Source organism: Mesorhizobium sp. M0938 (assembly GCF_040319125.1).
Taxonomy (GTDB): Bacteria; Pseudomonadota; Alphaproteobacteria; order Rhizobiales; family Rhizobiaceae; genus Mesorhizobium; species Mesorhizobium robiniae.
In genome coordinates, this window is the sequence record NZ_JAMYNS010000016.1 from 155,999 (window position 1) to 180,226 (window position 24,228).

At 59.2% G+C, this 24,228-nt stretch carries 18 protein-coding genes and 11 pseudogenes; 23 read left to right on the forward strand and 6 right to left on the reverse strand.

Going from position 1 to position 24,228, the window contains the following annotated elements:
* The first annotated feature begins 122 nt into the window (after nt 1–122).
* The 13 genes and pseudogenes from nifK to NKH73_RS25215 all read left to right on the forward strand — a co-directional run.
* Nucleotides 123–1,664, forward strand: coding sequence for a nitrogenase molybdenum-iron protein subunit beta (nifK, locus tag NKH73_RS25155; RefSeq protein WP_352937035.1), 1,542 nt, complete (start codon nt 123–125; stop codon nt 1,662–1,664).
* Between the two features lie 56 nt (nt 1,665–1,720).
* Nucleotides 1,721–3,211 carry a nitrogenase iron-molybdenum cofactor biosynthesis protein NifE gene (gene nifE / locus NKH73_RS25160; protein WP_352937036.1) on the forward strand — a complete coding sequence of 497 codons (1,491 nt, stop codon included), beginning with the start codon at nt 1,721–1,723 and terminating at the stop codon, nt 3,209–3,211.
* Between the two features lie 9 nt (nt 3,212–3,220).
* Nucleotides 3,221–4,603, forward strand: a complete 1,383-nt coding sequence (gene nifN / locus NKH73_RS25165) for a nitrogenase iron-molybdenum cofactor biosynthesis protein NifN (RefSeq protein WP_352937037.1) — start codon at nt 3,221–3,223, stop codon at nt 4,601–4,603.
* The gene (nifX, locus tag NKH73_RS25170) at nt 4,569–5,066 is read left to right on the forward strand and encodes a nitrogen fixation protein NifX (protein WP_352937038.1); all 498 of its coding nucleotides are present in this window, start codon (nt 4,569–4,571) and stop codon (nt 5,064–5,066) included. The genes nifN and nifX overlap by 35 nt, the downstream gene beginning before the upstream one ends.
* 16 nt (nt 5,067–5,082) lie before the next feature.
* Nucleotides 5,083–5,562: a NifX-associated nitrogen fixation protein gene (locus NKH73_RS25175; RefSeq protein WP_352937039.1), complete on the forward strand. Its 480-nt coding sequence runs from the start codon at nt 5,083–5,085 to the stop codon at nt 5,560–5,562.
* A gap of 27 nt (nt 5,563–5,589) precedes the next feature.
* A complete protein-coding gene (locus tag NKH73_RS25180; RefSeq protein ID WP_352937040.1) occupies nt 5,590–6,375 on the forward strand; it encodes a response regulator transcription factor in 786 nt (261 codons plus the stop codon).
* A gap of 756 nt (nt 6,376–7,131) precedes the next feature.
* Nucleotides 7,132–7,292 (forward strand): annotated as a pseudogene (locus NKH73_RS32595) (FixH family protein); the annotation flags it as partial.
* Between the two features lie 529 nt (nt 7,293–7,821).
* Nucleotides 7,822–8,298 carry a TlpA disulfide reductase family protein gene (locus NKH73_RS25190; RefSeq protein ID WP_502894163.1) on the forward strand — a complete coding sequence of 159 codons (477 nt, stop codon included), beginning with the start codon at nt 7,822–7,824 and terminating at the stop codon, nt 8,296–8,298.
* Nucleotides 8,299–8,323: 25 nt separating this feature from the next.
* Nucleotides 8,324–8,527 carry a CCE_0567 family metalloprotein gene (locus tag NKH73_RS25195; RefSeq protein ID WP_352937042.1) on the forward strand — a complete coding sequence of 68 codons (204 nt, stop codon included), beginning with the start codon at nt 8,324–8,326 and terminating at the stop codon, nt 8,525–8,527.
* On the forward strand, nt 8,524–8,841 hold the full coding sequence (fdxB, locus tag NKH73_RS25200) for a ferredoxin III, nif-specific (RefSeq protein WP_352923434.1): 318 nt from the start codon (nt 8,524–8,526) through the stop codon (nt 8,839–8,841). Before NKH73_RS25195 ends, fdxB begins: the two co-directional genes overlap by 4 nt.
* Before the next feature lie 65 nt (nt 8,842–8,906).
* Nucleotides 8,907–9,188: an exopolysaccharide production repressor protein gene (locus NKH73_RS25205; protein ID WP_352937061.1), complete on the forward strand. Its 282-nt coding sequence runs from the start codon at nt 8,907–8,909 to the stop codon at nt 9,186–9,188.
* Nucleotides 9,189–9,516: 328 nt separating this feature from the next.
* A complete protein-coding gene (locus NKH73_RS25210; protein WP_352937043.1) occupies nt 9,517–10,530 on the forward strand; it encodes a 1-aminocyclopropane-1-carboxylate deaminase in 1,014 nt (337 codons plus the stop codon).
* Nucleotides 10,531–10,868: 338 nt separating this feature from the next.
* Nucleotides 10,869–11,132: pseudogene (locus tag NKH73_RS25215) on the forward strand (transposase); the annotation flags it as partial.
* A 238-nt stretch (nt 11,133–11,370) separates the two neighbouring features.
* On the opposite strand, the pseudogene NKH73_RS25220 reads toward NKH73_RS25215, so the two are convergent.
* Nucleotides 11,371–12,415 (reverse strand): annotated as a pseudogene (locus tag NKH73_RS25220) (IS110 family RNA-guided transposase).
* A 65-nt stretch (nt 12,416–12,480) separates the two neighbouring features.
* On the opposite strand from NKH73_RS25220, the pseudogene NKH73_RS25225 reads away from it, so the two are divergent.
* Nucleotides 12,481–13,359 (forward strand): annotated as a pseudogene (locus NKH73_RS25225) (IS3 family transposase); the annotation flags it as partial.
* On the opposite strand, the pseudogene NKH73_RS25230 reads toward NKH73_RS25225, so the two are convergent.
* Together NKH73_RS25230 and NKH73_RS32600 are read right to left on the reverse strand one after the other, a co-directional pair.
* A pseudogene (locus NKH73_RS25230) lies at nt 13,293–13,661 on the reverse strand (IS66 family transposase zinc-finger binding domain-containing protein); the annotation flags it as partial. The pseudogenes NKH73_RS25225 and NKH73_RS25230 overlap by 67 nt on opposite strands.
* Nucleotides 13,655–13,787 (reverse strand): annotated as a pseudogene (locus NKH73_RS32600) (transposase); the annotation flags it as partial. The pseudogenes NKH73_RS32600 and NKH73_RS25230, both read right to left, overlap by 7 nt.
* A gap of 270 nt (nt 13,788–14,057) precedes the next feature.
* On the opposite strand from NKH73_RS32600, the gene NKH73_RS25235 reads away from it, so the two are divergent.
* The 3 genes from NKH73_RS25235 to NKH73_RS25245 all read left to right on the forward strand — a co-directional run bounded on the left by NKH73_RS25235 (nt 14,058) and on the right by NKH73_RS25245 (nt 16,203).
* On the forward strand, nt 14,058–14,288 hold the full coding sequence (locus tag NKH73_RS25235) for a hypothetical protein (RefSeq protein WP_352937063.1): 231 nt from the start codon (nt 14,058–14,060) through the stop codon (nt 14,286–14,288).
* A 746-nt stretch (nt 14,289–15,034) separates the two neighbouring features.
* A complete protein-coding gene (locus NKH73_RS25240; RefSeq protein ID WP_352937044.1) occupies nt 15,035–15,454 on the forward strand; it encodes an SET domain-containing protein-lysine N-methyltransferase in 420 nt (139 codons plus the stop codon).
* 50 nt (nt 15,455–15,504) lie between these two features.
* On the forward strand, nt 15,505–16,203 hold the full coding sequence (locus NKH73_RS25245; protein ID WP_352937045.1) for a hypothetical protein: 699 nt from the start codon (nt 15,505–15,507) through the stop codon (nt 16,201–16,203).
* Between the two features lie 85 nt (nt 16,204–16,288).
* Here the strand turns inward: NKH73_RS25245 and NKH73_RS25250 are convergent.
* Nucleotides 16,289–16,402, reverse strand: a pseudogene (locus NKH73_RS25250) (IS3 family transposase); the annotation flags it as partial.
* A gap of 573 nt (nt 16,403–16,975) precedes the next feature.
* A pseudogene (locus tag NKH73_RS32605) lies at nt 16,976–17,161 on the reverse strand (hypothetical protein); the annotation flags it as partial.
* 99 nt (nt 17,162–17,260) lie between these two features.
* Here NKH73_RS32605 and istA point away from each other — a divergent pair.
* The 5 genes and pseudogenes from istA (at nt 17,261) to NKH73_RS32610 (ending at nt 22,955) form a co-directional block, all read left to right on the forward strand.
* Nucleotides 17,261–18,789, forward strand: a pseudogene (gene istA / locus NKH73_RS25255) (IS21 family transposase).
* Entirely contained in the window at nt 18,779–19,591 is an 813-nt protein-coding gene (gene istB, locus NKH73_RS25260; RefSeq protein ID WP_352605006.1) for an IS21-like element helper ATPase IstB, read from the forward strand. Before istA ends, istB begins: the two are co-directional and overlap by 11 nt.
* A 1,168-nt stretch (nt 19,592–20,759) precedes the next feature.
* Nucleotides 20,760–21,251, forward strand: coding sequence for a DMT family transporter (locus NKH73_RS25265; protein WP_352937046.1), 492 nt, complete (start codon nt 20,760–20,762; stop codon nt 21,249–21,251).
* Nucleotides 21,248–21,643: an EamA family transporter gene (locus tag NKH73_RS25270; RefSeq protein WP_502894164.1), complete on the forward strand. Its 396-nt coding sequence runs from the start codon at nt 21,248–21,250 to the stop codon at nt 21,641–21,643. Before NKH73_RS25265 ends, NKH73_RS25270 begins: the two co-directional genes overlap by 4 nt.
* A gap of 146 nt (nt 21,644–21,789) precedes the next feature.
* Nucleotides 21,790–22,955: pseudogene (locus NKH73_RS32610) on the forward strand (IS110 family RNA-guided transposase).
* 170 nt (nt 22,956–23,125) lie between these two features.
* On the opposite strand, the gene NKH73_RS25285 reads toward NKH73_RS32610, so the two are convergent.
* Nucleotides 23,126–23,470 (reverse strand): hypothetical protein, encoded by a 345-nt coding sequence (locus NKH73_RS25285; RefSeq protein WP_352937050.1) that lies wholly within the window; start codon nt 23,468–23,470, stop codon nt 23,126–23,128.
* A gap of 76 nt (nt 23,471–23,546) precedes the next feature.
* Between NKH73_RS25285 and NKH73_RS25290 the strand changes: the two are divergent.
* Nucleotides 23,547–23,873: pseudogene (locus NKH73_RS25290) on the forward strand (transposase); the annotation flags it as partial.
* Between the last annotated feature and the right edge of the window lie 355 nt (nt 23,874–24,228).

Here is a 24,228-nt window from a genome sequence, read left to right on the forward strand (position 1 = left end):
GGCCTCCCGGAAGCCGGGAGGCCGCGAACGCCTGTGGCCGCTTGTCCGCGGGAGACCTGAAAAACGTTTCGACGTCCCTGTGCCGCCGTATGGCGGGCCAGGTGGAAAAGAGGTAACTACCCATGCCGCAGTCGGCTGACAAAGTTCTCGACCACGCTCCCCTGTTCCGCGAGCCGGAATACAGGCAGATGCTCGCCGAGAAGAGGCTGAATTTCGAATGTCCGCACCCGGACCAGGTCGTTACCGACCAACGCGAATTCACCAAGACGTGGGAATACCGCGAAAAGAACCTTGCTCGCCAAGCCCTTGTCGTGAACCCCGCCAAGGCCTGCCAGCCACTCGGCGCGGTGTTCGCGGCCGCAGGCTTCGAGCGAACCATGTCCTTCGTCCACGGCAGCCAGGGCTGCGTGGCCTATTACCGCTCGCACCTGTCGCGCCATTTCAAGGAGCCTGCTTCGGCGGTTTCCTCCTCGATGACTGAGGACGCGGCAGTGTTCGGCGGCCTGAAGAACCTGGTCGACGGCCTCGCCAACACGTACCAACTCTACGACCCGAAGATGATCGCCGTCTCGACTACTTGTATGGCGGAGGTCATTGGAGATGACCTGCACAGCTTCATCGAGAACGCCAAGGACGAAGGCTCGGTCCCGCGCGACTTCGACGTCCCATTCGCCCATACGCCGGCCTTCGTCGGCAGTCATGTCGATGGCTACGACGTCACGCTCAAGGGGATTTTGGAGCATTTCTGGAAGGGCGAGGAGCGAACGGAAGCCGAGGGAACCATCAACATCATTCCGGGCTTCGACGGGTTCTGTGTCGGCAACAACCGGGAACTCAAGCGCCTGCTCGATCTGATAGGCGTGTCCTATACCTTCATCCAAGACGCCTCTGACCAGTTCGACACCCCGTCCGACGGCGAATACCGCATGTACGACGGCGGCACGAAGATCGAAGACGTGAGGAAGGCACTCAACGCCGAGGCGACGCTGTCGCTGCAGCATTACAACACCCGAAAAACACTGGAGTATTGCGAGGGGGTAGGGCAGGCGACTGCCTCGTTCCATTACCCCCTCGGAGTCCAGGCAACCGACGACTTGCTGATGGAGGTCTCCGCGGTTTCCGGCAAGCAAATCCCCGAGGCAATCCGCCTCGAGCGCGGTCGACTTGTTGACGCCATGGCCGACAGCCAATCCTGGCTGCACGGTAAGAAATACGCCATTTACGGCGATCCGGACTTTGTCTACGCCATGGCCCGCTTCATCATGGAGACGGGCGGCGAGCCGACCCATTGCCTCGCCACCAACGGCACGTCGGCATGGGAAGCGGAGTTGAAGGAACTGCTTGCATCATCGCCCTTCGGCAAGGATGCTCAAGTCTGGGCGGGCAAGGACCTCTGGGCGATGCGCTCGCTGCTCTTCACCGAGCCGGTGGACCTGCTGATCGGCAACTCCTATGGCAAGTATCTGGAGCGCGACACGGGCACGCCGCTGATCCGGATGACGTTTCCGATCTTCGATCGCCACCATCACCATCGGTTTGCGCTGATGGGCTACCAAGGCGGGTTGCGCGTGCTGACGACGATCCTCGACAAGATCTTCGACAAGCTCGATCGCGAGACAAGCGAGACGGGCGTGACGGACTATTCGTATGACCTCACCCGCTAAGCTTGACGGTCGGCTTTGGCCGGTCGTCTTCCCGAGGGACTTTGGAGACCGACGCAATGTCCTTGCTCAGAGCCAAAATCAAGGATGTCTTCAACGAGCCTGGCTGCGAAAAGAACCGCGGCAAGGATGCCAAGGCGCGCAAGGAGGGCTGTTCGAAGCCACTGACCCCCGGGGCGGCGGCCGGCGGCTGTGCCTTCGATGGCGCCAAGATCGTGCTGCAGCCGATCACCGACGTTGCGCATTTGATCCATGCGCCGCTCGCCTGCGAGGGCAATTCCTGGGACAACCGCGGTGCGGCTTCGTCCGGGCCAGCCCTGTGGCGCACAAGCTTCACGACCGACCTCACCGAACTCGATGTTGTGATGGGGCAGGGCGAGCGGAAGCTTTTCAAAGCGATCCTCGAGATCAAGGAAGCGTATGGGCCGCCGGCTATCTTCGTTTATCCGACCTGCGTGACGGCGCTGATCGGCGACGACATCGAGGCCGTCTGCAAGCGCGCGGCGGAAAAGTACAGCTTGGCCGTTGTACCGGTCAATGCGCCGGGCTTCGTCGGCTCCAAGAATCTCGGCAACAAGCTTGCCGGCGAGGCGTTGCTCGAGCATGTCATCGGCACGCTCGAGCCCGACGATGCCGGCCCTTACGACATCAACATTCTTGGCGAATTCAACCTCTCGGGAGAATTCTGGCTGGTGAAGCCGCTCCTTGATAGGCTCGGCATCCGGGTGCGCGCCTGCGTTCCGGGCGACGCACGTTACCTCGACATTGCTTCCGCGCACCGCGCCCGGGCGGCCATGGTGGTGTGCTCGACCGCGCTCATCAATCTGGCCCGCAAGATGGAGCAGCGCTGGGGCATCCCGTTTTTCGAGGGCTCCTTCTACGGCATCACCGACACCTCGGAAGCGCTCCGACAGATCTCTCAGCTGCTGGTGAAGAAGGGTGCCGATCCGGAGATCCTCGGCCGCACCGAGGCGTTGATTGCAGAGGAGGAGGCGATCGCTTGGAAGAAGCTCGCCGCCTACCGGCCGAGGCTCGAAGGCAAGCGCGTGCTGCTCAACACCGGCGGTGTGAAGTCCTGGTCGGTCGTCCATGCGCTGATGGAGATCGGCATCGAGATCGTCGGCACCTCTGTCAAGAAGTCGACCGTCGAAGACAAGGAGCGCATCAAGCAGATCCTCAAGGACGACAACCACATATTCGAGCAGATGGCGCCACGCGAGCTTTACGCCATGCTCTCGGAACGCAAGGCCGATATCCTGCTGTCTGGCGGGCGCACACAGTTCATCGCCCTGAAGGCCAAGACACCCTGGCTCGATATCAACCAGGAGCGCCAACACCCTTACGCCGGCTATGACGGCATGGTGGAACTCGTACGCCAGATCGACATCGCCATTAATAACCCGATCTGGGGCCAGGTGCGGGGGCCGGCACCATGGGATTGCCTGCCTGCGGTGAGGCAGGAACGGCCGCGCACGAAAAGCGAGACCGCGACTTTGCATGTTGTCCAGGAATTCGCCGGCACGACGGCCGATGATTTCGGCGAGTGTTGAGGAAAGCCGATGGTCCGCATCCTTCCCCAGACCAAAGCGGCGGCGGTCAATCCGCTGAAGTCATCGCAGCCGCTGGGTGCCGCCTTGGCCTTTCTTGGCGTCGACGGCGCGATGCCGTTGTTCCACGGCAGCCAGGGGTGCACCAGCTTTGCGCTCGTGCTGTTGGTGCGGCATTTCAAGGAAGCCATCCCCTTGCAGACGACGGCGATGGATGAGGTGGCGACGATCCTTGGCGGGGCGGACCATCTGGAAGAGGCGATCCTCAACCTCAAGGCCCGCACAAGGCCAACACTGATCGGGGTCTGTACGACGGCGCTGGTGGAAACCCGGGGCGAAGACTGCGCAGGGGATGTCGCCAATATCAGGCTGAAGCGCATGGAAGAACTCGCGGGTACGGAGGTGGTGCTAGCCAACACACCGGATTTCGAGGGCGCGATCGAAGAGGGCTGGACCAAGGCTGTCACCGCTATGATCGAAAGGATTACGCGGCCCGGCGAGCAGGCGCGGCAGTCGAAGAAGATCGTGATCCTGCCTGGCTGGAACCTGACTGTGGCTGACATCGAGCATTTGCGTGAGATGGTTGAAAGCTTTGGACTGAAGCCGGTGATTCTGCCGGACATCTCCGGCTCGCTCGACGGTACGGTGCCCGACCGCTGGGTCACGACCACCTATGGCGGCACCAGCGTCGAGGATATCCGTGAGCTTGGCACGGCCGAGCAATGCATCGTCATCGGTGAGCATATGCGCCGCCCGGCCGAGCTGCTGCAGAGGTTGACCGGCGTGCCTTACGTGCTGTTCCGGTCGCTGACTGGATTGAAGGACGCCGACCGGTTCGTCTCGTTGCTGTCCGCGGTTTCGGGCGCGGCAGCGCCGGCTGGGGTGCGCCGTCGCCGGGCGCAGTTGCAGGACGCGTTGCTCGACGGACATTTCCATTTTGGAGGTAAGAAAATTGCGATCGCTGCTGAACCAGACCAACTCTACCAACTCGCGAGCTTCTTCATCGGCATGGGCTCCGAAATCGCGGCGGCGGTCACCACGACCGATATGTCGAAAATTCTGGAGGAAGTACCGGCGCAGTCGGTTCAGATCGGGGATCTCGGCGATTTGGAAGCTCTTGGCGCCGGCGCTGATCTTTTCGTTACTCATTCCCACGGCCGCCAGGCGGCGCAGCGCCTCGGCATTCCGCTCATGCGGGTCGGCTTCCCGATCTTCGACCGGCTTGGCAGCCAGCACAAGCTCACAATCCTCTACCAGGGGACCCGCGACCTGATCTTCGAGGTTGCCAACATTTTTGAAGCCAACCGGCACGCGCCGACGCCTGAGGCGCTTGGTCCACTCCGTAAGCGAGAAATCCCTGATGAGCTCCGTTCGTCGCCTCTCGCTCGTCACTGACGAGGTTCACGCACCGAAGCCGGAACGCCAAGCCGGCGCATTGCGCGTGGCAATCGCCACGCAGGACATGAAGAACCTCAACGCCCATTTCGGGTCGGCCAGACGCTTTGCTGTCTACGACGTGATGCGCGAGGAGTGGAATCTCGTCGAAGCCGTGGCCTTCGATGACGTTTCCGACGAGAGCGGGAAGCACCGAACTGAGGGCGATGACCTGATCACCCCGAAGGTGGAGGCGCTGAAGGGCTGTCATCTGCTGTTTTGTCTGGCGATCGGCGGACCTTCGGCAGCCAAACTTGTTTCCGCAAATATCCATCCGATCAAAGTGCCGCAGCCCCAGACCATCCAGGAGGTGCTGTTGCGCACGCAGATGATGCTCAGGACGTGTCCTCCCCCTTGGCTACGCAAGGTGCTGGCGCAGGCAGGTGTCGCTGAACAGAAACCCTCCTTCGAGGACGAAAGCTGAATGAGGAGTGGGCGAAATGTTTGAAGCCGCTGTTAGCCCTGCCGCCACCGAGGACGAGGCGGCCCTTGCCACCCCGTTCGTCAAATGCCTCGTGCGGCTGATCCGTGCCAATGATTCCCACGGGTCATGGGAAGGCAAATCGGACGCCGAGCTGCTGGGCGACTTCATCATCACCAGGGAACAGCGCCGTGCAATTCCAATCATCGGCGATCCCGATCCGGACGTGCTGTGGAGGCTCGATAAGTTCTACACCGCCGTCGGGCTTGCGATTGAGGAACGCTCCGGCCTGATGGCATCGCCGATGATGGAGATAAGCCACGAGGGCTTCGGGCGCGTGCTCTTCACGGCCGGGCGACTGGTCGTTCTGTCCAAGACCATGCGCGACGTCCATCGGTTCGGCTTCGAGACGTTCTGGAAACTCGCCGCGGCCGGTACCCAACTGGCCGGCGATGCCACCGCAGCCATTGAGGCTTATCCCGAGGTGGCGCGGGCGTGATGGAACCGATTTTCGATCAAGGGGATCATGTCAGGCCTTGAGGACATGCGATGGCCAGCCCTCTCAATGGAGGCGGTCGAGGCCGATGTGGTTCTTGGGGTAGCGCTGATGAAGCCACTGGTCCTGATCTGTTCGCAAGATGCTGAGTTGTATCTGTTCCTCAGCCACATTCTGGGAGTGGACGGCTTCACGAGTGAGCCGGCAGGCGGCGTGAAGGAAGCACTTGCATTGGCCGATGAACGGGAGCTCCAGGCGGTAGTGCTGGACTGCGGGCCGGCAAGCGCGACAGGCTCCACAATCTGCGCCCGGTTCAAGGGGGAGCCCCGGACCGGCGGCCTGCCCGTAATTGCGCTGATCGCGCCCGGCGCCGAGAACCAGCACCTCGATCTCTTGAAGGCTGGTATTGACGAGAGCTTTGTGCGGCCGTTCGCGCCGGCCAAGCTGCTTGACTGTCTACGGGTGAAGCTGGCGCTGCCAAAGCCCGGTTCGAACGGGATTGAAAACGGCGGCTGGATCTCCTGTGGCGACCTTGAGATAAGGCTCGATGCCCACCGCGTTCGGGGTAATGGCCACGAAGTCCACCTTGGGCCGATCGAGTTCAACCTGCTGAGGCTTTTGCTTGAGACTCCCGGCAAGGTCTTCACCAGAGACGAGCTGATCAGCGCGGCCTGGCCGGCCAATATCCATGTCGGTGTACGCACCGTGGATGTCCATATCAGCCGGCTCAGAAGGGCGCTGAAGGCGGCCTCCCCCTCCAGCGTCATTCGTACCGTCAGGTCGGCCGGCTACTCGCTCGAGTGGCCGGACGGCTGAATAGATAACCGATGTGGTGCCACTCCGCATTTTCGCCGTGCTGAGGGCAAGTCTTGCGGCTTCGAAACGCGCCGGCAGAAGCAGCACCGATTCTGTTCGAAGCTCTACTCCCCTGGGTCACCTACCCTGATGCCAAGTCGGAGAAAGGCCGCGGCAAACGCGCACATTTCGCTAAGCTCCTCGGAGCCAATCTGCACGCGCCCTCGCCAAGAACATCCCGGACGTCTCCAGCGCGCTCTCCGGGTTCTGCTCGAGATGATCCGTAACGTGGAGACCAACGGCCGGCAGAGGTACAGGCGCTCCTCAATGCAGTCAAAACCGGGGCTTCGCAGGTCGGCGTCAGGTCGAGAAAGAGCGTCGTTTCAGCGCGGCAGGCCGAGTTCGGATTCGTCGCGGCATCGCATGGGCGCCACGATCTCCTCACTACTGGCTGAGAGCTGAACAACGCGATGACCGTGCCGTGGCCAAGGCCCTCAACTTCAAGTCTGGACGGTCGTGCTCTGCCGGAGTCGGCGGGAATCGATGGCGTCGATCCCGTTGTCATGGTCTGGAAAGGCGGGTTAGTGGTGACGACGGCCGCATCTTCAGCGTTTTCAGTCGGTCCGGCCCGACCGGCCGGCGACCGAGCGGCCTTTGGGGCTGGTCAATTCCGAGAATGCTCATATTCGCAACAGGCGGTCCCTGTAGCGCCTGAGCAAAGGGACACAGAAGATAACGACACAAAGCAGGAATCCCGGAGAGTTCACCGTCTGGCACATGCCGGCACTCATCCTGGCCTTTTCGCCACGATCATCATCGTCAATCTGACGATGGCGGTATTGGCGAGCAGCTGGACCGGCTTCATCGTGGAAAACTCCCATGTCGCCAGCCAGGAATTCAATCGCAACGCGCAAGAGGGCAGGGCGCAGGCGGCGCTGCTCGGTCGGGATCGAGCGCCTCCCTGCAATCGCAAATGGCGAGATCCGCTACCGCCTCCGGACCGGAACGGCAAGACGCTCAAGCCGGTGGCGTGAAGTGGACGATGGTGACGGGCCTGACGATAGCCAACGCAGTCATGATGTCCATCGGCCTCGTCCCTCGGCCCGAATTGTTGGGGTCGTCCGTGGCTAGGCTTTTCTGGCGACGCGAAGCGGTCGTCCAAAACCTGACAGCGGTAGAAAACATGTCGGCTTCAATACACCGGCCATCTTGGCACATGGAGGTTTTTCAAACCCAAATCACGCGCTTAGTGCGCACCGAGCGCGTTGGCACGGCCTTTGCGAATTGAGATTCAGCAACACTGAGTGAAAGCTGACTGCACGCAGATGCGCAAGACGAGCGATGCTCTCCCTTCTTTGAACCCTCGTGCAAGGGGGAACAAACTTGCGCATAAGGTCACGCAACCTTTGGCAACAGCTTTGGAGAGCAAAATGGTATTGCGGATGGGGTCACCAGCCTTCGATCAAAGTGGAGGACTGGCTGCGTGGCGAGCCCCTTGCGAACTTTCAGCCCGGCAAAGTCTATATCGTCGAATTTTGGGCAACTTGGTGCCGACCAGGTGTGGCGGAGATGCTCCATTTGATGCGGCTGCAGGCGAAATACAGGGAGAGCGGACTTGAGGTCGTCGCAATCGCGGCTAATGAAGACGCTCCAACGGCCGTTGAGGCTCGCACCAAGTTAAACGCTTGGTTGACCGAAAAGTGCTCGAATCTGAACTATCGGATCGCGTTCGACTACACAGGCGAAATGAACAAGCTTTGGATGAAATCCAGCTTTTCCGCCGGGCTTCCGACCTCGTTCGTGGTCGACCGAGACGGCCAGATCGCCTTTATCGGTCATCGGTTCGGCTTCGACACGCTCCGGCAACTCGCGGAGGCCGGTACGAAACTGGTCGACGATGCGACCTCAGCCACTGAAGCCTATCGGGACCTGGCGCGGGCGTGATGAAACCGATTTTCGAGGAAGGGTTATGTCAAAGCTAGATGAGATGGGGAAGAAAGTCCGAAAGCTTCAGCTGCGCGCGGCAGTTGCCAAGATGAAATTGCGCGACCTTGCAGAGGATCTCCCGGGAAAATGGACGGAGATAGAGGAAGTTGCGGAGGAAACGTCGGCCGTTTTTGCCGAGTTGGAAGGTGCCAAGAGAGAGCTCGCTGCAATGAAGAAGTTACGATGAGGAGCACATTCACCACCCGCGACGGCTCCGGATGGATGCCGGAATATCTCACCGCTATAGACGGCACGACCTGCATCGGCTGCGGCCGCTGTTTCAAAGTCTGCTCTCGCGAGGTCATGCATCTTTACGGCGTCGATGACGCGGGGGAAATCCTCGGCGCATGCGACGGCGAAGACGACGATTTCGACGGCGAGCTCAATCGCATGATCATGGTCGTCGACCATGCCGGCCGCTGCATTGGCTGCGGAGCCTGCGGCCGCGTCTGCCCGAAGAACTGCCAGACCCATGTTGCGGCCGACCAGGTCGCAGCATGATCTGAGGAGACAAAACCAGGAGAACGGCGTTGCCCTTTAGAGATTTTTGTCGCGTGTTGGGGCTGGTGCTGTGCAGCACCGCACCGACTGTCTACTTCGCTTCTCATTCCATCGGCACAGTAGTCGTCATGATGCTGGCTTGTTGGCTGCTCCTCCAGGTCTGCTATTTCGCGAGCGTGGTCTTTCTGATCTGGCGGTCCGGCTGCGCTAGCAGAAATGGCCGAATGGCTGAGCATTTCGGCATTTGCAAGGAAGTTGGGTCCCAGCCGCCAAATCATGATGAGGTGACGAATGAATCTGCAGATTTACTCCATCAAATGCTAGCCAAATCGCTGCTGCTGCCCTGAGGCGCCATGAAAGATCTGTGCTCAGGATACTTTGAATCAACCATGAGCATCGAGCGGATCTTGCAAGGAATACAGGGCTGATAGGTCGGCGGCGGCCGCAATCCGGTCATTCTATTTAATCTGTGAAATGCCGTTCTTCGAGTCCATAAGCATAGTAGCTTGTCGCAGCACTCCACTATGCGGGTGCTTGGTCTCGCTGGCGAATGAGACGCAATGATGGATCTTTTTCTGGAACATCGGAGAGCGAGCGGACCTCAAACCAAACACGCTCCTTATAACGGCTTGAGAAAAGCTAGTTTCAGCTCGATCACGCATCGCTCGAGAGAACATGCTGCAAAAGTTCGAACGCTATCCGCTCACCTTTGGACCAACGCCCATCGAGAGGCTCGACCGCCTCGGCAAGCATCTAGGCGGCAAGGTGGAAATCTACGCCAAACGCGAGGACTGCAACTCCGGTCTCGCGTTTGGCGGAAACAAACTGCGCAAGCTCGAATACATCATACCCGACGCAATCGCGTCAAATGCCGATACGCTTGTCTCTATCGGTGGCGTGCAGTCCAACCACACGCGGATGGTCGCCGCGGTCGCCGCCAAGATCGGTATGAAATGCCTCCTGGTTCAGGAGAGCTGGGTGCCGCATGACGATGCCGTCTACGACCGGGTCGGCAACATTCTTTTAAGCCGCATCATGGGAGCAGAGGTGCGCCTGGTCGACGAGGGCTTTGACATCGGTATCCGCCGCAGTTGGGAAAAAGCGCTCTATGAGGTCAAGGCAAGGGGGCGGCACACCCTATGCGATAGCAGCCGGGGCGTCTGTTCACGAAAAGGGCGGCCTCGGCTATGTGGGGTCGCGGAAGAGGTGCGCGCCCAGGAGAAACAGCTTGGGTTTGCCTTCGACTACATCGTCGTTTGCACGGTCACAGGGTCAACGCATGCCGGCATGCTCGTCGGGTTCGCCGAGGACGGTCGACAGCGCAGCGTGATCGGTATCGATGCCTCCGCCACCCCCGCCCAAACCAAGGCGCAGGTGCTAGACATTGCCCAACAGACAGCGAAGCTCGTCGATCTCGAAACGGAAATCGTCGAAGACGACGTGGTGCTGTTCGAGGAGTATGCGTACCCGTGTTATGGCATTCCGTCCGAGGAAACCAAGGAGGCCATCCGCCTGTGCGCGCGGCTCGACGGCATAATTACTGATCCCGTCTATGAGGGCAAATCGATGCAAGCGATGATCGACCTCGTCCAGAAAGGCTTCTTTCCAGGGGGGTCGAGGATCCTTTACGCACATCTTGGCGGCGCGCCGGCGATCAACGGCTACAGCTATACCTTCCGCAACGGCTGACGCTCGACAGATTGCGATTGCGCCGTCCTGCCCGTGCCGTCGATGCGCCCAAAGGTCGTTCGGCGGCCAACCGGAAAACCGAGGGAGGAGGCGGTCGATTGCCGCCCAACGCGAAGTTGATAGAGTTCATTCGGAAGGTTTTATTACACCAAGATTCTCTAAGGAAGTCAGAAAATCGCTATCAGTTTTATTATGCAAATATTATAATCTTTTGTAGACGGATATCGGGAGAGTTATAAATTTGGGCTGGGTTTCGGTGAGAATTCTGGAGTGGCTGACCTGCCACTGAGATTTTCCTCCATCAGAGATTAGAGTCCGACCCTTGATTGAAGGACGGACTGATGAGAAAGCGGTTCAACGAAGAGCAGATCATCGCGGTTCTGCGCGAGCATGAGGCGGGTGCGAAGGCGGGCGATCTTGCCCGCAAGCACGGGGTCTCGGAGGCGACGCTGTATAACTGGAAGGCCAAGTATGGCGGCATGGACGTCTCTGACGCCAAGCGGCTGAAAGCTCTGGAAGACGAGAACGCCAAGCTGAAGAAGCTGCTCGCCGACCAGATGCTCGAAGCCTCGGCATTGCGCGAGCTTCTGTCAAAAAATGTATGGTCCGCCCCGTCTGTGCAAGGGTTCGCGACATCGCCGATGACGATTCCAGTTGCATAAATGTATCCGGCCTCTCGCGAGTGGACTGCTGTTGCAGCCAGGCCATGATGAGATCCGCGCACGCCGTTCCCAATAAATGGTTCGGGCACGAAGCCCGCTTTTTTGCACAGGGCTTACGGCGTGCTGATCCACTGTTTCGTCATCGCTATTCCCGAGCCTTGCAATCGAGCCGAGAGGGTCAGGCGAATGCAGGATCCCTGCGTTCGTAGAGCGCTCCCGGCTTGGTCAGGACAACCCAGACAATGCGCGCCATCTTGGCGGCGAGGGCGACAACGGCCTTGTTCGGGTGCATCCGGCTCTGCAGCCCATTGAGCCAGCTTCCAAGGCGATCCCGGGTTCGATCCAGATGTCGGAAGCAGGAGCGCGCGCCATGAACGAGGAGCTTGCGGACGTAACGGTTCCCGCGCTTGCTGATGCCAAGGAGCTTCTGCTTGCCGCCAGTCGAGTGTTCCCGTGGGACAAGGCCCAGCCATGCGGCCAGATCGCGGGCCTTCTGGAACTGGCGTCCGTTGCCGACGGCCGCAAGAAGGGCGGTGGCGCCCAGTGCTCCGATTCCGGGGATCGTCATGAGCCGGCGGGCAACATCTTCTCGATCTGCAATCGCAGTGATCTCCCTCGTCACTTCGCTTATGCGCTGCTCCAACCGGTGCAGGTCTGCGAACAGATCCGTGAGCAGTTTGCGCATCGCCGGCGAGAGGTCGTTTGCCGCATCGTCGAGAACCAGCGGCAGGTCGAGCTTGAACAGGCCCGCTCCTTGTCTCAATGCAATGCCGTATTCCAGGCAGAATGCTCGCATCTGGTTGATTAGACGAGTTCGCGTGCCGATCATCTGGTCGCGCACCCGATGCAGCGCCTGGAGGTCGGCCTGCTCCTCGCTCTTGATCGCAGCGAACCGCATTGTCGGTCGCGTGGCGGCTTCGGCGATGGCTTCGGCATCGATGATGTCGCTCTTGTTCGACTTCACGTAGGGTTTCACGAACTGCGCCGGGATCAGGCGAACCTTTGCCCCAGCGCATGCAGTCTCCTGGCAATCCATTGCGATCCTGCGCACGATTCCATCCCCACGATCGCCGGCGCTGTTCGTTCAACGAACTGCAGCAGCGTATCGCGTCGGAAGCGAGTTCGCTGGATGGGCTCGCCGCCAAGCCGACGACGTGGAAGATGTTCTTACCGATATCGACTCCATATACTACCGCAGGGCGCGGCGCATTGCGTGGGGACATTGCAACCTCCTTTGGTGTGACTGCCCAGATGATGCTGCGGGAGGACGGGGCGGACCATCCCATTAATGGTAGGGCCCGCCGCCAAGCGCGAAGCCGTCGCGCATCTGCAGGCCGTCATGGGCCTATCGGAGCGTCGGGCCTGTTCCTTCGTCGGTGCCGATCGCAAGATGATCCGCTACCGGTCAAGGCGACCGCCAGAGACGGAACTGCGTGGCAGGTTGCGCGACCTCGCCAACGAGCGCCGACGCTTCGGCTACCGGCGACTGTTCATTCTGCTCAGGCGCGAGGGCGAGGCATCTGGGATCAACCGTATCTATCGGCTCCACCGCGAGGAGGGCCTGACGGTACGCAAGCGCCGGGCAAGGCGGCGAGCGGTCGGCACGCGGGCGCCGATCCTAGTCGAGGCAAGGCCGAACGCGCGCTGGTCGCTGGATTTCGTGCATGACCAGTTCGCCTGCGGCCGGAGGTTCCGCGTGCTCAACATCGTCGACGACGTGACGCGCGAATGCCTGGCCGCGATCCCGGACACCTTGATCTCCGGCCGCCGGGTGGCGCGTGAACTGACGGAACTGATCGTCCACCGCGGCAAGCCGGGCATGATCGTCTCCGACCATGGCACCGAGTTCACCTCGAACGCCATCCTTGCATGGTCGAAGGATTACAGGATCGAATGGCACTACATCGCGCCGGGCAAGCCGATGCAGAACGGTTATGTCGAGAGTTTCAACGGCCGGATGCGCGACGAGCTGTTGAACGAGAGCCTGTTCTTCGGCCTCGACCACGCTCGCAGCGCCATCGCCGAATGGAGGGAGGACTTCAACACCGCCAGGCCACATTCCTCGCTTGGCTACCAGACCCCGGCAGCCTATGCCGAGGCCGCGGCACAAGCGTCAACCTGGTCGGCCAGTGTGGAAAAGCTGAGGTCGATGCCTTCGCGGGCATAGCGCTCGCTCTGCCGGTTCAGCGGCTGGTGCTGGGCGAACTTCTCGAACAGGATCATCGCCAAAAGGTTCGGCCCGGCAAAGCCGCGCGGCCTCACATGGAAGGGCGCCGGCGGCTGCGAGATCTTCTCGCATTCGCGGCAAGAGAACTTCTCGCGCACGGTCTGGATCACCTTCCACTGGCGCGGGATCACCTCCAGCGTATCGGTAACATCCTCGCCAAGCTTGGCCAGCCTGCCCGGACCGCAACACGGGCAGTTCGCCGGCGCGGCTATCACCACGCGCTCACGCGGCAGATGTTCGGGGCCTCGTAGCCGCAGGCGATCGCAAAGATGCGGGCGCGCAGGATGTCGGCCATGGCGTGCCCCACCCGCTGCGGGGTGACGCGGATCGTGGATCGGAGCCGCCAGCCGGTCGGCCAGTCGCAAACGCATCCGCCCGACGCCCGCCCTTTTGACCCGAGAAAAGCCCCGAGACCAAGACACGGAAGGCGGTATCCAACCCGCGGATGAAAGTCTGATCAACCGTCGTCTCTGAGCTCCATCGCCGACCCCGTGCAGTTCCAGCAATCCGACTGCTTTGCACACTCGCGCCAACCAGTTGTTCCCTCTCGCCTTCAGCCTTGACAGGGAACACGAGAGACTAGCTGGTTTCAACATCCGCGGCGGCTGCAATCTTCTGACACTGAAATTCGCCGCCTGTTGACCGGTCTGCTGGTGAAATTCTCGACGGCCATTGCGGAGATCGTGCGGGCCGGGCATCCAGTCGGTAGACCGCAGCCAATGGGAGGCGTCGAAGGCGCTCGGTCTGCACAGTGGCTAGGTCATGCGCTCATCGTGCTGCCGCGAGCGCTGCGTGTCATCACGCCGCTGACGACGTCCAGCCATCTCGACCTGACAAAGGATTCCAGCCTTGTCGTCGCCATCGGCTAACAGGCACGGATGACGGGCGCCTTGTAGCGCGGCAATCCTCGCGCGAGGTCAACAATTCGCGATCGAGCGCGACGTTTGCCGTCCCCGCCCACCGACGTGCGGAGTTTACTCACCAAAGCTCAGTCCATCTGCTGAACTTTCAAATTATGTTTACAGCATTACGTTTTCGGGAAATGACGTAACCTGAACTTCACGTAACATAACATGATGCACCGAGGAGATGTGATAGCTTAGGCGGCGCGGAGCTCCCGAAGATGGCCGTACAAGGAAACCCTGAAGGAAACTCGTGTCGGCGGTGGATAACTACATTGCTAATGGTGGAATATGAACGAGTCTTTCTAAAAGACCAGAAGTTATTCTTTAATGGATTATCTTTAATACTATGAACGCATAACCGAGCGACGAGAGTAAGCGAGGACAAAATCGGGATCCATGCTTCCCGCAGGCGGAGCAGGCTCGGGGCCCCTATGAAATCAAGCGGCTGAAGCCTCGCACGTGGGAAGCCAGTTTCGCTGCAAAGAAATGACTTCTTGAAACGAAGGCCTGGAGTGGTCCGAAATGCGCACTGCCCATCCAGTTATCTATTGGTCTCGGCGGGAGGTGTCCAGTTACTGGGTAGGCAGAGCGGTGTTGCCGATACCCTAGATTGGCCGATGTGGACTCGCCGAGCGCATTAGCGAGGAAGCACCGCGGGACCTTAGTGCCTGTGGGGCCCATAATGAGCAGTACAGAGAAGGAAAACCGCGATGACCGTAGCAATCGGTGACCGGCGAAACCGCATATACGTAAGGAATGTTCCTCAAAAGGGCCGCGGCGTATTTGCCAATATCCCCTTCAAAGTCGGCGATGTAATTGAAAGAGCTCCGACATGGGGATTTAACAGCTCAGATGAAAAGCTATTGGAGCGCACAGGGATATTCGAGTACTACTTCGTTCGGCCGACTCATAAGTCTATAAAAAATAGATGCTCTGGGTATGTTGTTTTCGGGTTAATTTCGATAGTAAATCATTCATCTAATCCTAATTCACAAATAGTATGGATCGACGAAGATACGGGCGCATGGGCAATCATCGTAGCACTGAAGGACATAGAAGTTGGCGAAGAGATAACGCACAGATATGCTAATATAAGCGATTATCCAGATACCATTGCTTTCGTCGAGTAAACCAGACTTTTTATGTTACTTAATTCCTCTGAGCGGAGGGGATATCGGATATGAACGATAAACTCACGATACTGGAACTGTCAAATTGCATCTGGGAACTAGACGACTTGGCGCGCAAGTCCGGCCTTCGAATTGCGACCGGCGACAATTTTGACGAGTATGTTCGAATCACCAACGGACTGCCCGGAAAGCCGCCGACCACTCCACACTTTCGTCCGGACTGTTCTGCTCTCTCACCTGGAAAGGCATTTTGGATCGTCGGTCGGGATCGGGAAGGAAGTATAGCGCATGTGCAAGCAATGCGTTTAGACGATATATCCGACACCAGCCTTGCTGAGCATCTTAGATCGCTCAAAGGCTGTTTTGACGACCCTGACCTCAAAGCCGGGCCCAGTTCCTCGTGCAGTTGCACCGCGCCGACGGCTGACACCATAAAGGGGCTGATAGCATATCATGGCGATGTGTGGTTGCGGGAGGACTTTCGAGGCCGCAACCTCACGAGCTTTGTGGGTCGCCTCGCATTGGGGCTCGCATGGGCTAAATGGTCCCCAGATTTGATTTACGCGCTAGTTGCCGGCTGGAACATCGAAAAAGGTGTAGCGGATCGCTACGGATATCAGCATCGAGAGTACGGGTCCATCCTGCGCTTGCCTGCCCTAGGGATAAGCCATGATGACTGGCTAGTTTGGCTCACTCGAGACGAACTGTTGAAGACACTTTCCGGTACTTTCGCATTGCGGACGCGCTGAGAACCGTCTCTGATCCTTCGGAAACACGAGTGCTAGTGTCGGCCAGGCTACATCTAGCAGGCACAACAGATTGTCTTCACGCATGCCGCAGAACGCATTTGTGATTGACTTGCCACCCCTCGCGCCGAAGCAGGGCTCCAATCCGGCGGTAGCCGTAGTGTGTGTTGCCGAGAGCCAGCTTCTGAATGAGATCGCGCAAACCCGTCTCGGCTCGACGAGGGGCCAAATCCAGCCAGTGACGGTAATAGCTCATCGGGGTTGGCGCGCGCATCGCAGATGCTGTTCGAACCGGGTACTGGCCAACTCCAGCAGTTGTGGTGTCGCCTTCAGGTAGACCTCGGTGCCAAGGAGGTTCTGATGGCCCAGATAGGCTGACAGCATGGGCAACTTGGCGTGTATATCGACGCCTTCCTCTGCCCACATCGTGAGGCGGTGGACCGCGAAGGCATGCCGCTAATTCCGGCTTCGGAATTAGCGGCACAGTTTTGCAGTTCACCGCCTCCTCTCCTGGTATCGCCAAGGCGCCGACGTCCAACGGCTTCTGCCCAAGCTCTCCACCTACCTTGGTCAACATCTCGGGCACGCAGCGATACCTAACCCTAGCCCCGGACCTGTGTGAGGCCAGCGCGCGCTTCGAGCATTACGCCATGGAGATGCCCAATGCGTGACGAGACGCTCCTTGGCTCCTGGATCCGGAGGTTCCTACTCGAACACGTGGTTGCTATAGCGCGACGATCAGGATGAGACGGGAGCGACAATCTGGATGAGATTCTTACGTCGCGGTCACGGGCAAATTATCATGGTGATTGTCGCTGGCAAGAGTCTCGTCGGTTTCTGATTGCCGCTCCGCGACAAGCTCGTGCGTGTTTTTGATTGTCGCGTAGGAGGCGGGTCTGCCGCGCTGGCGTTTGGCCTCCATGGCTGATCTGCGCCGGTAGCTTTCGACTGTTGATTGCCACTGAGAACTGACCCGGCATTGAAGGATATTTCCATCGAGAATTGACCCATGTTTGAACCTTGCCCTGCGTGTTGCAGCGGGGGCTACGGAGTGATCGACATGGCATTATTGAGCGTGATCCGACGCTGGCATTTTCGAGAGCATTTATCGATCCGTGAGATCAGCCGCAGGACCGGCCTGTCCCGGAATACTATTCGCAGATATCTGCGTTCTGACGGTGTTGAGCCAAAGTTCAAGGTTCCCGAGCGACCGAGCAAGCTTGACCCTTTTGCCGACCGTTTGTCGGCCTGGCTGACGACGGAAGCCAAAAGGAACCGCAAACAGAAACGCACGATGAAGCAGCTTCATGCCGATCTGCTTAGCCTAGGCTATGAGGGTTCATACGGTCGTGTTGCTGCTTTCGCTCGGGAGTGGAAGGCGGATCTGCAAAGAGAATTACAGACGACAGGGCGCGGGACATTCGTGCCGCTTGCATTCGATCCGGGTGAAGCGTTCCAGTTCGATTGGTCGGAGGACTGGGCAATCATCGGCAATGAGCGCACCAAACTGCAGGTGGCCCATACAAAGCTAAGCTACAGCCGCGCCTTCATCGTTCGGGCCTATCTGCTGCAGACGCATGAGATGCTGTCTGACGCGCACAATCACGCTTTCCGTGTCTTTGGCGGCGTTCCTCGGCGCGGCATCTACGACAATATGCGGACAGCGATCGATAAGGTCGGCCGCGGCAAGGAGCGCGACGTCAATGTCCGCTTCATGGCAATGGCCAGCCACTATCTCTTCGAGCCCGAGTTCTGCAATCCCGCGTCCGGCTGGGAGAAGGGACAGGTCGAGAAGAACCTGCAGGATGCGCGTCACCGGCTCTGGCAGCCCATTCCACGCTTTCCATCACTGGAAGCCCTGAACGACTGGCTGGAGCTTCGATGCAAGGAGTTTTGGCACAAGACCTCGCATAGAAAAATGCGCGGCACCATTGCCGATATCTGGGCTGAGGAAGCCCGGGCTCTCATGCCAGCGTCCCGTTTCTTCGACGGGTTTGTCGAATACACCAAACGGGTCTCCCCGACCTGCCTTATCCATCTGGAGCGTAACCGCTACAGCGTGCCGGCGTCCTTTGCCAACCGGCCCGTGAGCCTACGGGTCTATCCAGATCGTATCGTGGTTGCCGCGGAAGGTTTGATCATCTGCGAGCATCGCCGCATCATCGATCGATCGCATGATCGGCCAGGGCAGACGGTCTATGACTGGCGGCACTATCTGGCTGTCGTACAGCGCAAACCAGGCGCCCTTCGCAACGGAGCACCCTTTGCCGAACTTCCCGATGCATTCAGATCCTTGCAGCAGCATTTGCTCAAGAAGGCTGGCGGCGATCGCGAGATGGTCGACATTCTGGCACTTGTGCTTCAGCACGACGAGCAGGCCGTGCTGTGCGCCGTGGAGATGGCATTGCAGGGCGGTGTTCCTACCAAGACCCATGTGTTGAATCTGCTCCATCGCCTGATCGACGGCAAATCCCTCACTCCACCCACCGTCGATGCTCCTCGGGCCCTGACGTTGACCAACGAGCCGAAGGCCAATGTCGAACGCTAAATGCTTTGAGAAAGGCCCTGGAGGTGCGGCATGCGTCATAACCCTGCCAGCGGCGCAATCGTCATCATGCTCCGGAGCCTGAAGATGCACGGCATGGCGCAAGCTGTAGGCGAACTCACCGAACAGGGAGCGCCAGCGTTTGAGGCCGCCATTCCGATCCTGTCGCAACTGCTGAAGGCCGAGACGGCGGAACGCGAGGTCAGGTCCACAGCCTACCAGCTCAAGACCGCACGCTTTCCAGCCTATCGCGATCTCAACGCCTTTGACTTCGCCAGCAGCGAGATAAACGAGGCGCTCGTGCGGCAGCTTCATCGTTGCGAGTTCGTCGATGAAGCCCACAACATTGTGCTCGTCGGCGGCCCCGGAACAGGCAAAACCCATATTGCCACGGCCCTCGGCGTGCAGGCCATCGAGCATCATCACAAGCGGGTTCGCTTCTTCTCGACGGTCGAGCTGGTCAATGCGCTGGAGCAGGAGAAGGCACAGGGACGATCGGGCCAGATCGCCAATCGCCTCGTGCATTCCGATCTCGTGATCCTGGACGAACTTGGCTATCTGCCATTCAGCGCATCAGGTGGAGCATTGCTCTTCCATCTGCTGAGCAAACTCTACGAACGCACCAGCGTCATCATCACCACAAACCTCAGCTTCAGCGAGTGGGCCAGTGTCTTCGGCGATGCCAAGATGACAACCGCGCTACTCGACCGGCTGACCCATCATTGCCACATCCTGGAAACCGGAAACGACAGCTTCCGATTCAAAAACAGCTCTGCCCACGAACCTAAAAAAGCGAAGGAGAAAGCCAGAACCTTGACCCTCAACCCCGAACCGAAACATACATGAAAGGCGGGTCAAATCTCGGTGGAAATGCCGGGTCAGTTCTCAGTGAAAATCAACAGCCCGCCCTCCTGGCTCGGAACTGGGGCGTCCTTGTCCGGACAGGTCGTCGAATGGATAGACCTGCCGAAATCAAGTGAGCGGCGCTTTCTTCATCGCCACCGCTTTCACCCAAGATCCACCAAGCCGCATTAACCGCCGTTTACAGTAAATTCACGCAACTTCACAACCGAAAATCGCCGACGATGATAGCTTCACGACAAGGTCGGAGATTAGGCGAGTCAAAAGGCTGAACGTCGATTTAGGCTTCGGACTGAGGGACGGCATGCAACTCGGGATCGACAGCCAATGGCAAGAAGAGCGATTATTGAGGCAATCCACTCGATACAACCAATCTCGATGACTTTGATCGGCAGATGTTTCCGGCTGCCTACACCCCTGAGATTGCCGGAATTACGTGCGCCAAGGAATCGGTCTTATGCGATAGTTGGGGCTCTCTGCCGGTATTTCGATCTATCAAATTTGTTGCGACAAATTCATCCAACGTCAGCTCCGCGCGGAGGCCGGCGTTCCAGTGCGCGATCGTCGCCGAGCATTGATGCAATTCGCAACGGAATCGCTGTTGATGCTGGAAAATATTGGAGAGACATATCTCACAACGAGATTGGTCCGATTGCTTTCGGCTCGCCGGCTGATTGTGAGTAAGCGGCAGAGCGAACCCCGTCTCTCCACTTCCTAGTTGTTTTTGTTGCTGGTTCGTCTCTACAAGATGCCAGTCGGTAATGCCTGTCGAAAGCATTGTATTGCGTACCAAGACGACAGGAGTTCAGAGAAGGTCAGCTCACCCGGGACCGTTCTGGGAATTTTAGCCAGGATATACAATGGTGACGAAATATACTTCGCAGGCACGAAACTCCCCGATCATCCTTGGATGCAAAAGTCGTCAGCGGTCGCGCTGTGCGCAGACTCGCCGCCAGTTTCAAAGATGCCCTTTTGAGACCAATCTATCATCGGCAAACGAGGCCCTAGGCTACGATCCTTGTCGCGATCCGAGAAGACCGGCTGCCAACGTAGAACCGTTGTCGGCAAATGTCGGGCGCAGGGGTCCAGGAGAGTTTCGGTGGCCAAGAAGCAGTCGGATCGGCCGACGGCAATCAAGCGGGTTGCCTGAGCCATGAGGGCGCTGGACGGTGTGCCCAGATTGGTACCCTCAACGCAGTCGCCAGCGCAAGGCATCGCTTTGTATGCCCGCGGTGTGTTCATCTTCTGCGTCGTGGACGCTATGATCAAATGGTTGTCGACCGACTATTCGATCGCTCAGATCATGTTTTTCCGCGCCCTGATAGGACTTGTTCCAACGTTGGCGATACTATTGAGGCCGCCCGGACTTTTGTCGCTGAAAACCCGTAGGGTTGGAGCGCATCTGCTGCGCGGTCTTGTCAGCCTAGTGGGCACGTTCGGCTTTTGCTGGGCCCTGGCGGTGATGCCGTTGGGCGCCACATACGCTATCGGCTTTGCCGCGCCGATATTTATTACTGCCTTGTCGGTCCCAATTCTGAACGAAAGTGTGGGCTTAAGACGCTGGCTGGCAGTGCTTGTGGGCTTTGCTGGCGTCCTTATCATGATCCGACCCGGCATGAATGGCGCTTTCGGCGGGGGGGCATAGCGTTTGTTGCTACCGTTGCGTACGCCCTGTCGATGGTGCTGGTCCGCCTTTACAGTCGCACCGAGAGCAACGTAGCGATGATCTTTTACGCCAACATTGTCGTCATAGCCGCAACTGGCGTTCAAATGCCTTTCGTCTGGATCACGCCGGGGTGGTCGGGCGGCGGTCTTCTTGTCCTGGTCGGGCTCCTTGGTGGCGTCGGCACTCTTATGTTGGCCCAAGCCTATCGCATGGCGACACCATCAATTGTTGTGCCGTTCGAGTATACGGGCATGATATGGGGTGTTGCGCTAAGTTTTTTTATCTGGGGTGATATACCAGATCTGTGGGCCTTGGTCGGGTCGCTCGTCGTCATTGGCAGTGGCCTTTATATCCTGCACCGGGAGAGATAAAAGCCGGTCGTGCCCCGCTGAGTGGTGTAGCTCGGCGGTTACGAAGCCGCCCGCGAGCGCGCCTTAGTAGCGCTGTAGATGCTATGGGCGGCGGCGAGCGTGTGGCACCCTCGGCGCTGTTGAGCAGCTACCTAAGGAGCGCCCCCATGTCACCATTCTTTGATGCAAGCAAATCCCTTACCGCCCTTGATCAGGACAGCACGTAGGTCGCAGTGATTGAGATGAGCCAGACAAAGTGGCTCATTGCTGCGACGGTCCCTGGCTTTGAACGTAGTCCTCTCAAGAAGCTCGATGCCGACCCGGATTCGGTGCTCAGGCTGTTGCGCCGCTGGCGCAGCGAAGCCATCCAAGCCGGGCGCGAAGTCCGGCGCATCGTTGTCGCCTATGAGGCTGGACGCGACGGCTTTTGGTTGGCGCGCTGGCTCCAGGCGCGCGCTGTCGAGGCTTATGTCATACATCCATCGAGCGTCGCGGTTTCCCGCGAACATCGGCGCGCCAAGACCGATCGCCTCGATACCGAACTGCTGATGCGCGCCTTTCTTGGCTGGCTGCGGGGCGAGAAGCGCCACTGCAGCATGGCAGCCATCCCAACCATCAATGAGGAGGAGGCTCGCCGTCCGAACCGTGAACGAGACAATCTCGTCCGCGAACGTACACGGATCGTCAATCGCATCAAGGCAATCCTCGCTCGCTTCGGCATTCGCGCCTTCAAACCCAATCTGCGCAAGCTGCCGAGAAACTGGAGGCTCTGCATACGGCGGAAGGTATGCCCCTACCGGAACAAAGCCGAGCAGAGTTGCGCCGTAATCTCGGACGGCTTCACCTGTTGCGTGAACAAATCCACGAGATCGAACAGGAGCGATTGCGGCAGCTTTCGGTGGTTCCAGACACGGAGAAGGGTCCGCTCGCAATGGTTCGCCTTCTTTCGCGGATCATCGGTGTCGGTATCGAGACTGCGGACATGCTGGTGAATGAGATTCTCTCACGCGGCCTGCGTGATCGGAGAGCCGTCGCTCGCTGTGCCGGACTTACCGCGGCGCCGGATGAGAGCGGCCAACGCAGGCGCGAGAAAGGTCTTGCGCTGGCCGGCAACGCTCGCGTCCGCTACGGCATGATCCTATTGGCTTGGCGGTTCCTCCAATTCCAAAAGGACAGCGCGCTGGCGCACTGGTTTTGCGCGAGAACGGCCGATGGCCGTGGCGGTACGCGCAAGACAATGATCGTGGCTTTGGCGCGCAAGCTACTGATTGCGTTCTGGCGACTTGTCACGACCGGCGAGATCCCGACGGGAGTAGCCCTGCGTCCGGTATAAAGCATGGAGGAGCGTTCGACAGGACGAGCATTGAAGTTTGGCAGCTGCAATAGCGTCTGCCGATAACGATCCGAGGTGGTGGTGATCCCGGTCGCTCACATGGCCTTACGACGCCGCGCTGTAGAATGGGCCCACCGCCCGGAGCTTCGCCGCCGATGCGTATGGCTGCATCATGGTTTTTGATCCGCGCGGATCAACCGCATACAAGCTTGCGGCGCGTTTACGGCGCCTGATGGCGAGCTCCCCTCGGTTTGCAAGTTATAGACCTCTACAAACAGGGGCACCTGCCGGCTCAATGTAACGCTGCCGCCGTGCTCGTGACCATCAAGGGCAAGTCGCTTCGCGATGGCCAAAGGACCACCCTTGACCGTCACTGCGCGCGGCGCCCCAATGGACCCCGGAGCCAAAGCAGGAACAAATGGTCGCCACGGCTGAACAAGGAGACGGAACGACTGAAAGATCACGTTGACAAAGATCACCCCATACAAGCGAGTGAGCGGCGTGTCGGTGGTCATCGGCGCTTTCCGGTAGGGTTTGGTTGTTGACGCCAACCCATTTCGGAAGGACCACCGATGACCGACGACATGATGAACCTGCGCCGCCTATGGCGAGAAGAACCCGCTGCGGCTTGTCCAGCGCAACGGCTATCGCGACCGGGACTGGGAGACGCGGGCCGGCACGGTCGAGCTGCGCATCCCAAAGCTGAGGAAGGGCTCCTACTTCCCCAGCTTCCTGGAGCCGTGACGCATGGCCGAGAAGGCGCTCACCGCGGTCATCCAGGAGGCCTACGTGCAGGGCATCTCGGTCGACGACCTGGTCAAGGCGATGGGCCCGAGCGGCGTCTCCAAAAGCCAGGTGAGCCGGCTCTGCGAGGAGATCGACGGCAAGGTGAAGGCCTTCCTTGAGCGACCGATCGAGGCGATTGGCTATTCCTTGTTCACCTCCCGCGCCGCCACGGCGCACCGTGCAATCCAACATAATATTCCATCGCTGCTCTCCTTAGGTCTTCGACAAACAAGGCAGATGGTCTCATCCGCCGAGGGGAGCAGCAACCTCATGTATGGGCTGTATTAGTGATCCAGACGACATTGGGCGGCGGGGAGCGCACGCCCGCAGCTAATCTAGTGTCTGTCCACAAACTCTAAGCCATTGAAATTCATTCACGAATCGCGATTTGCCGCGAGTCAATCGCAGTGGCTCGATGAGCATCGCTCGCTGCTGAGTTTGGTGATTGACGATCTGCGCCGGCACGGGGTCCGGGAGACGGGACGGC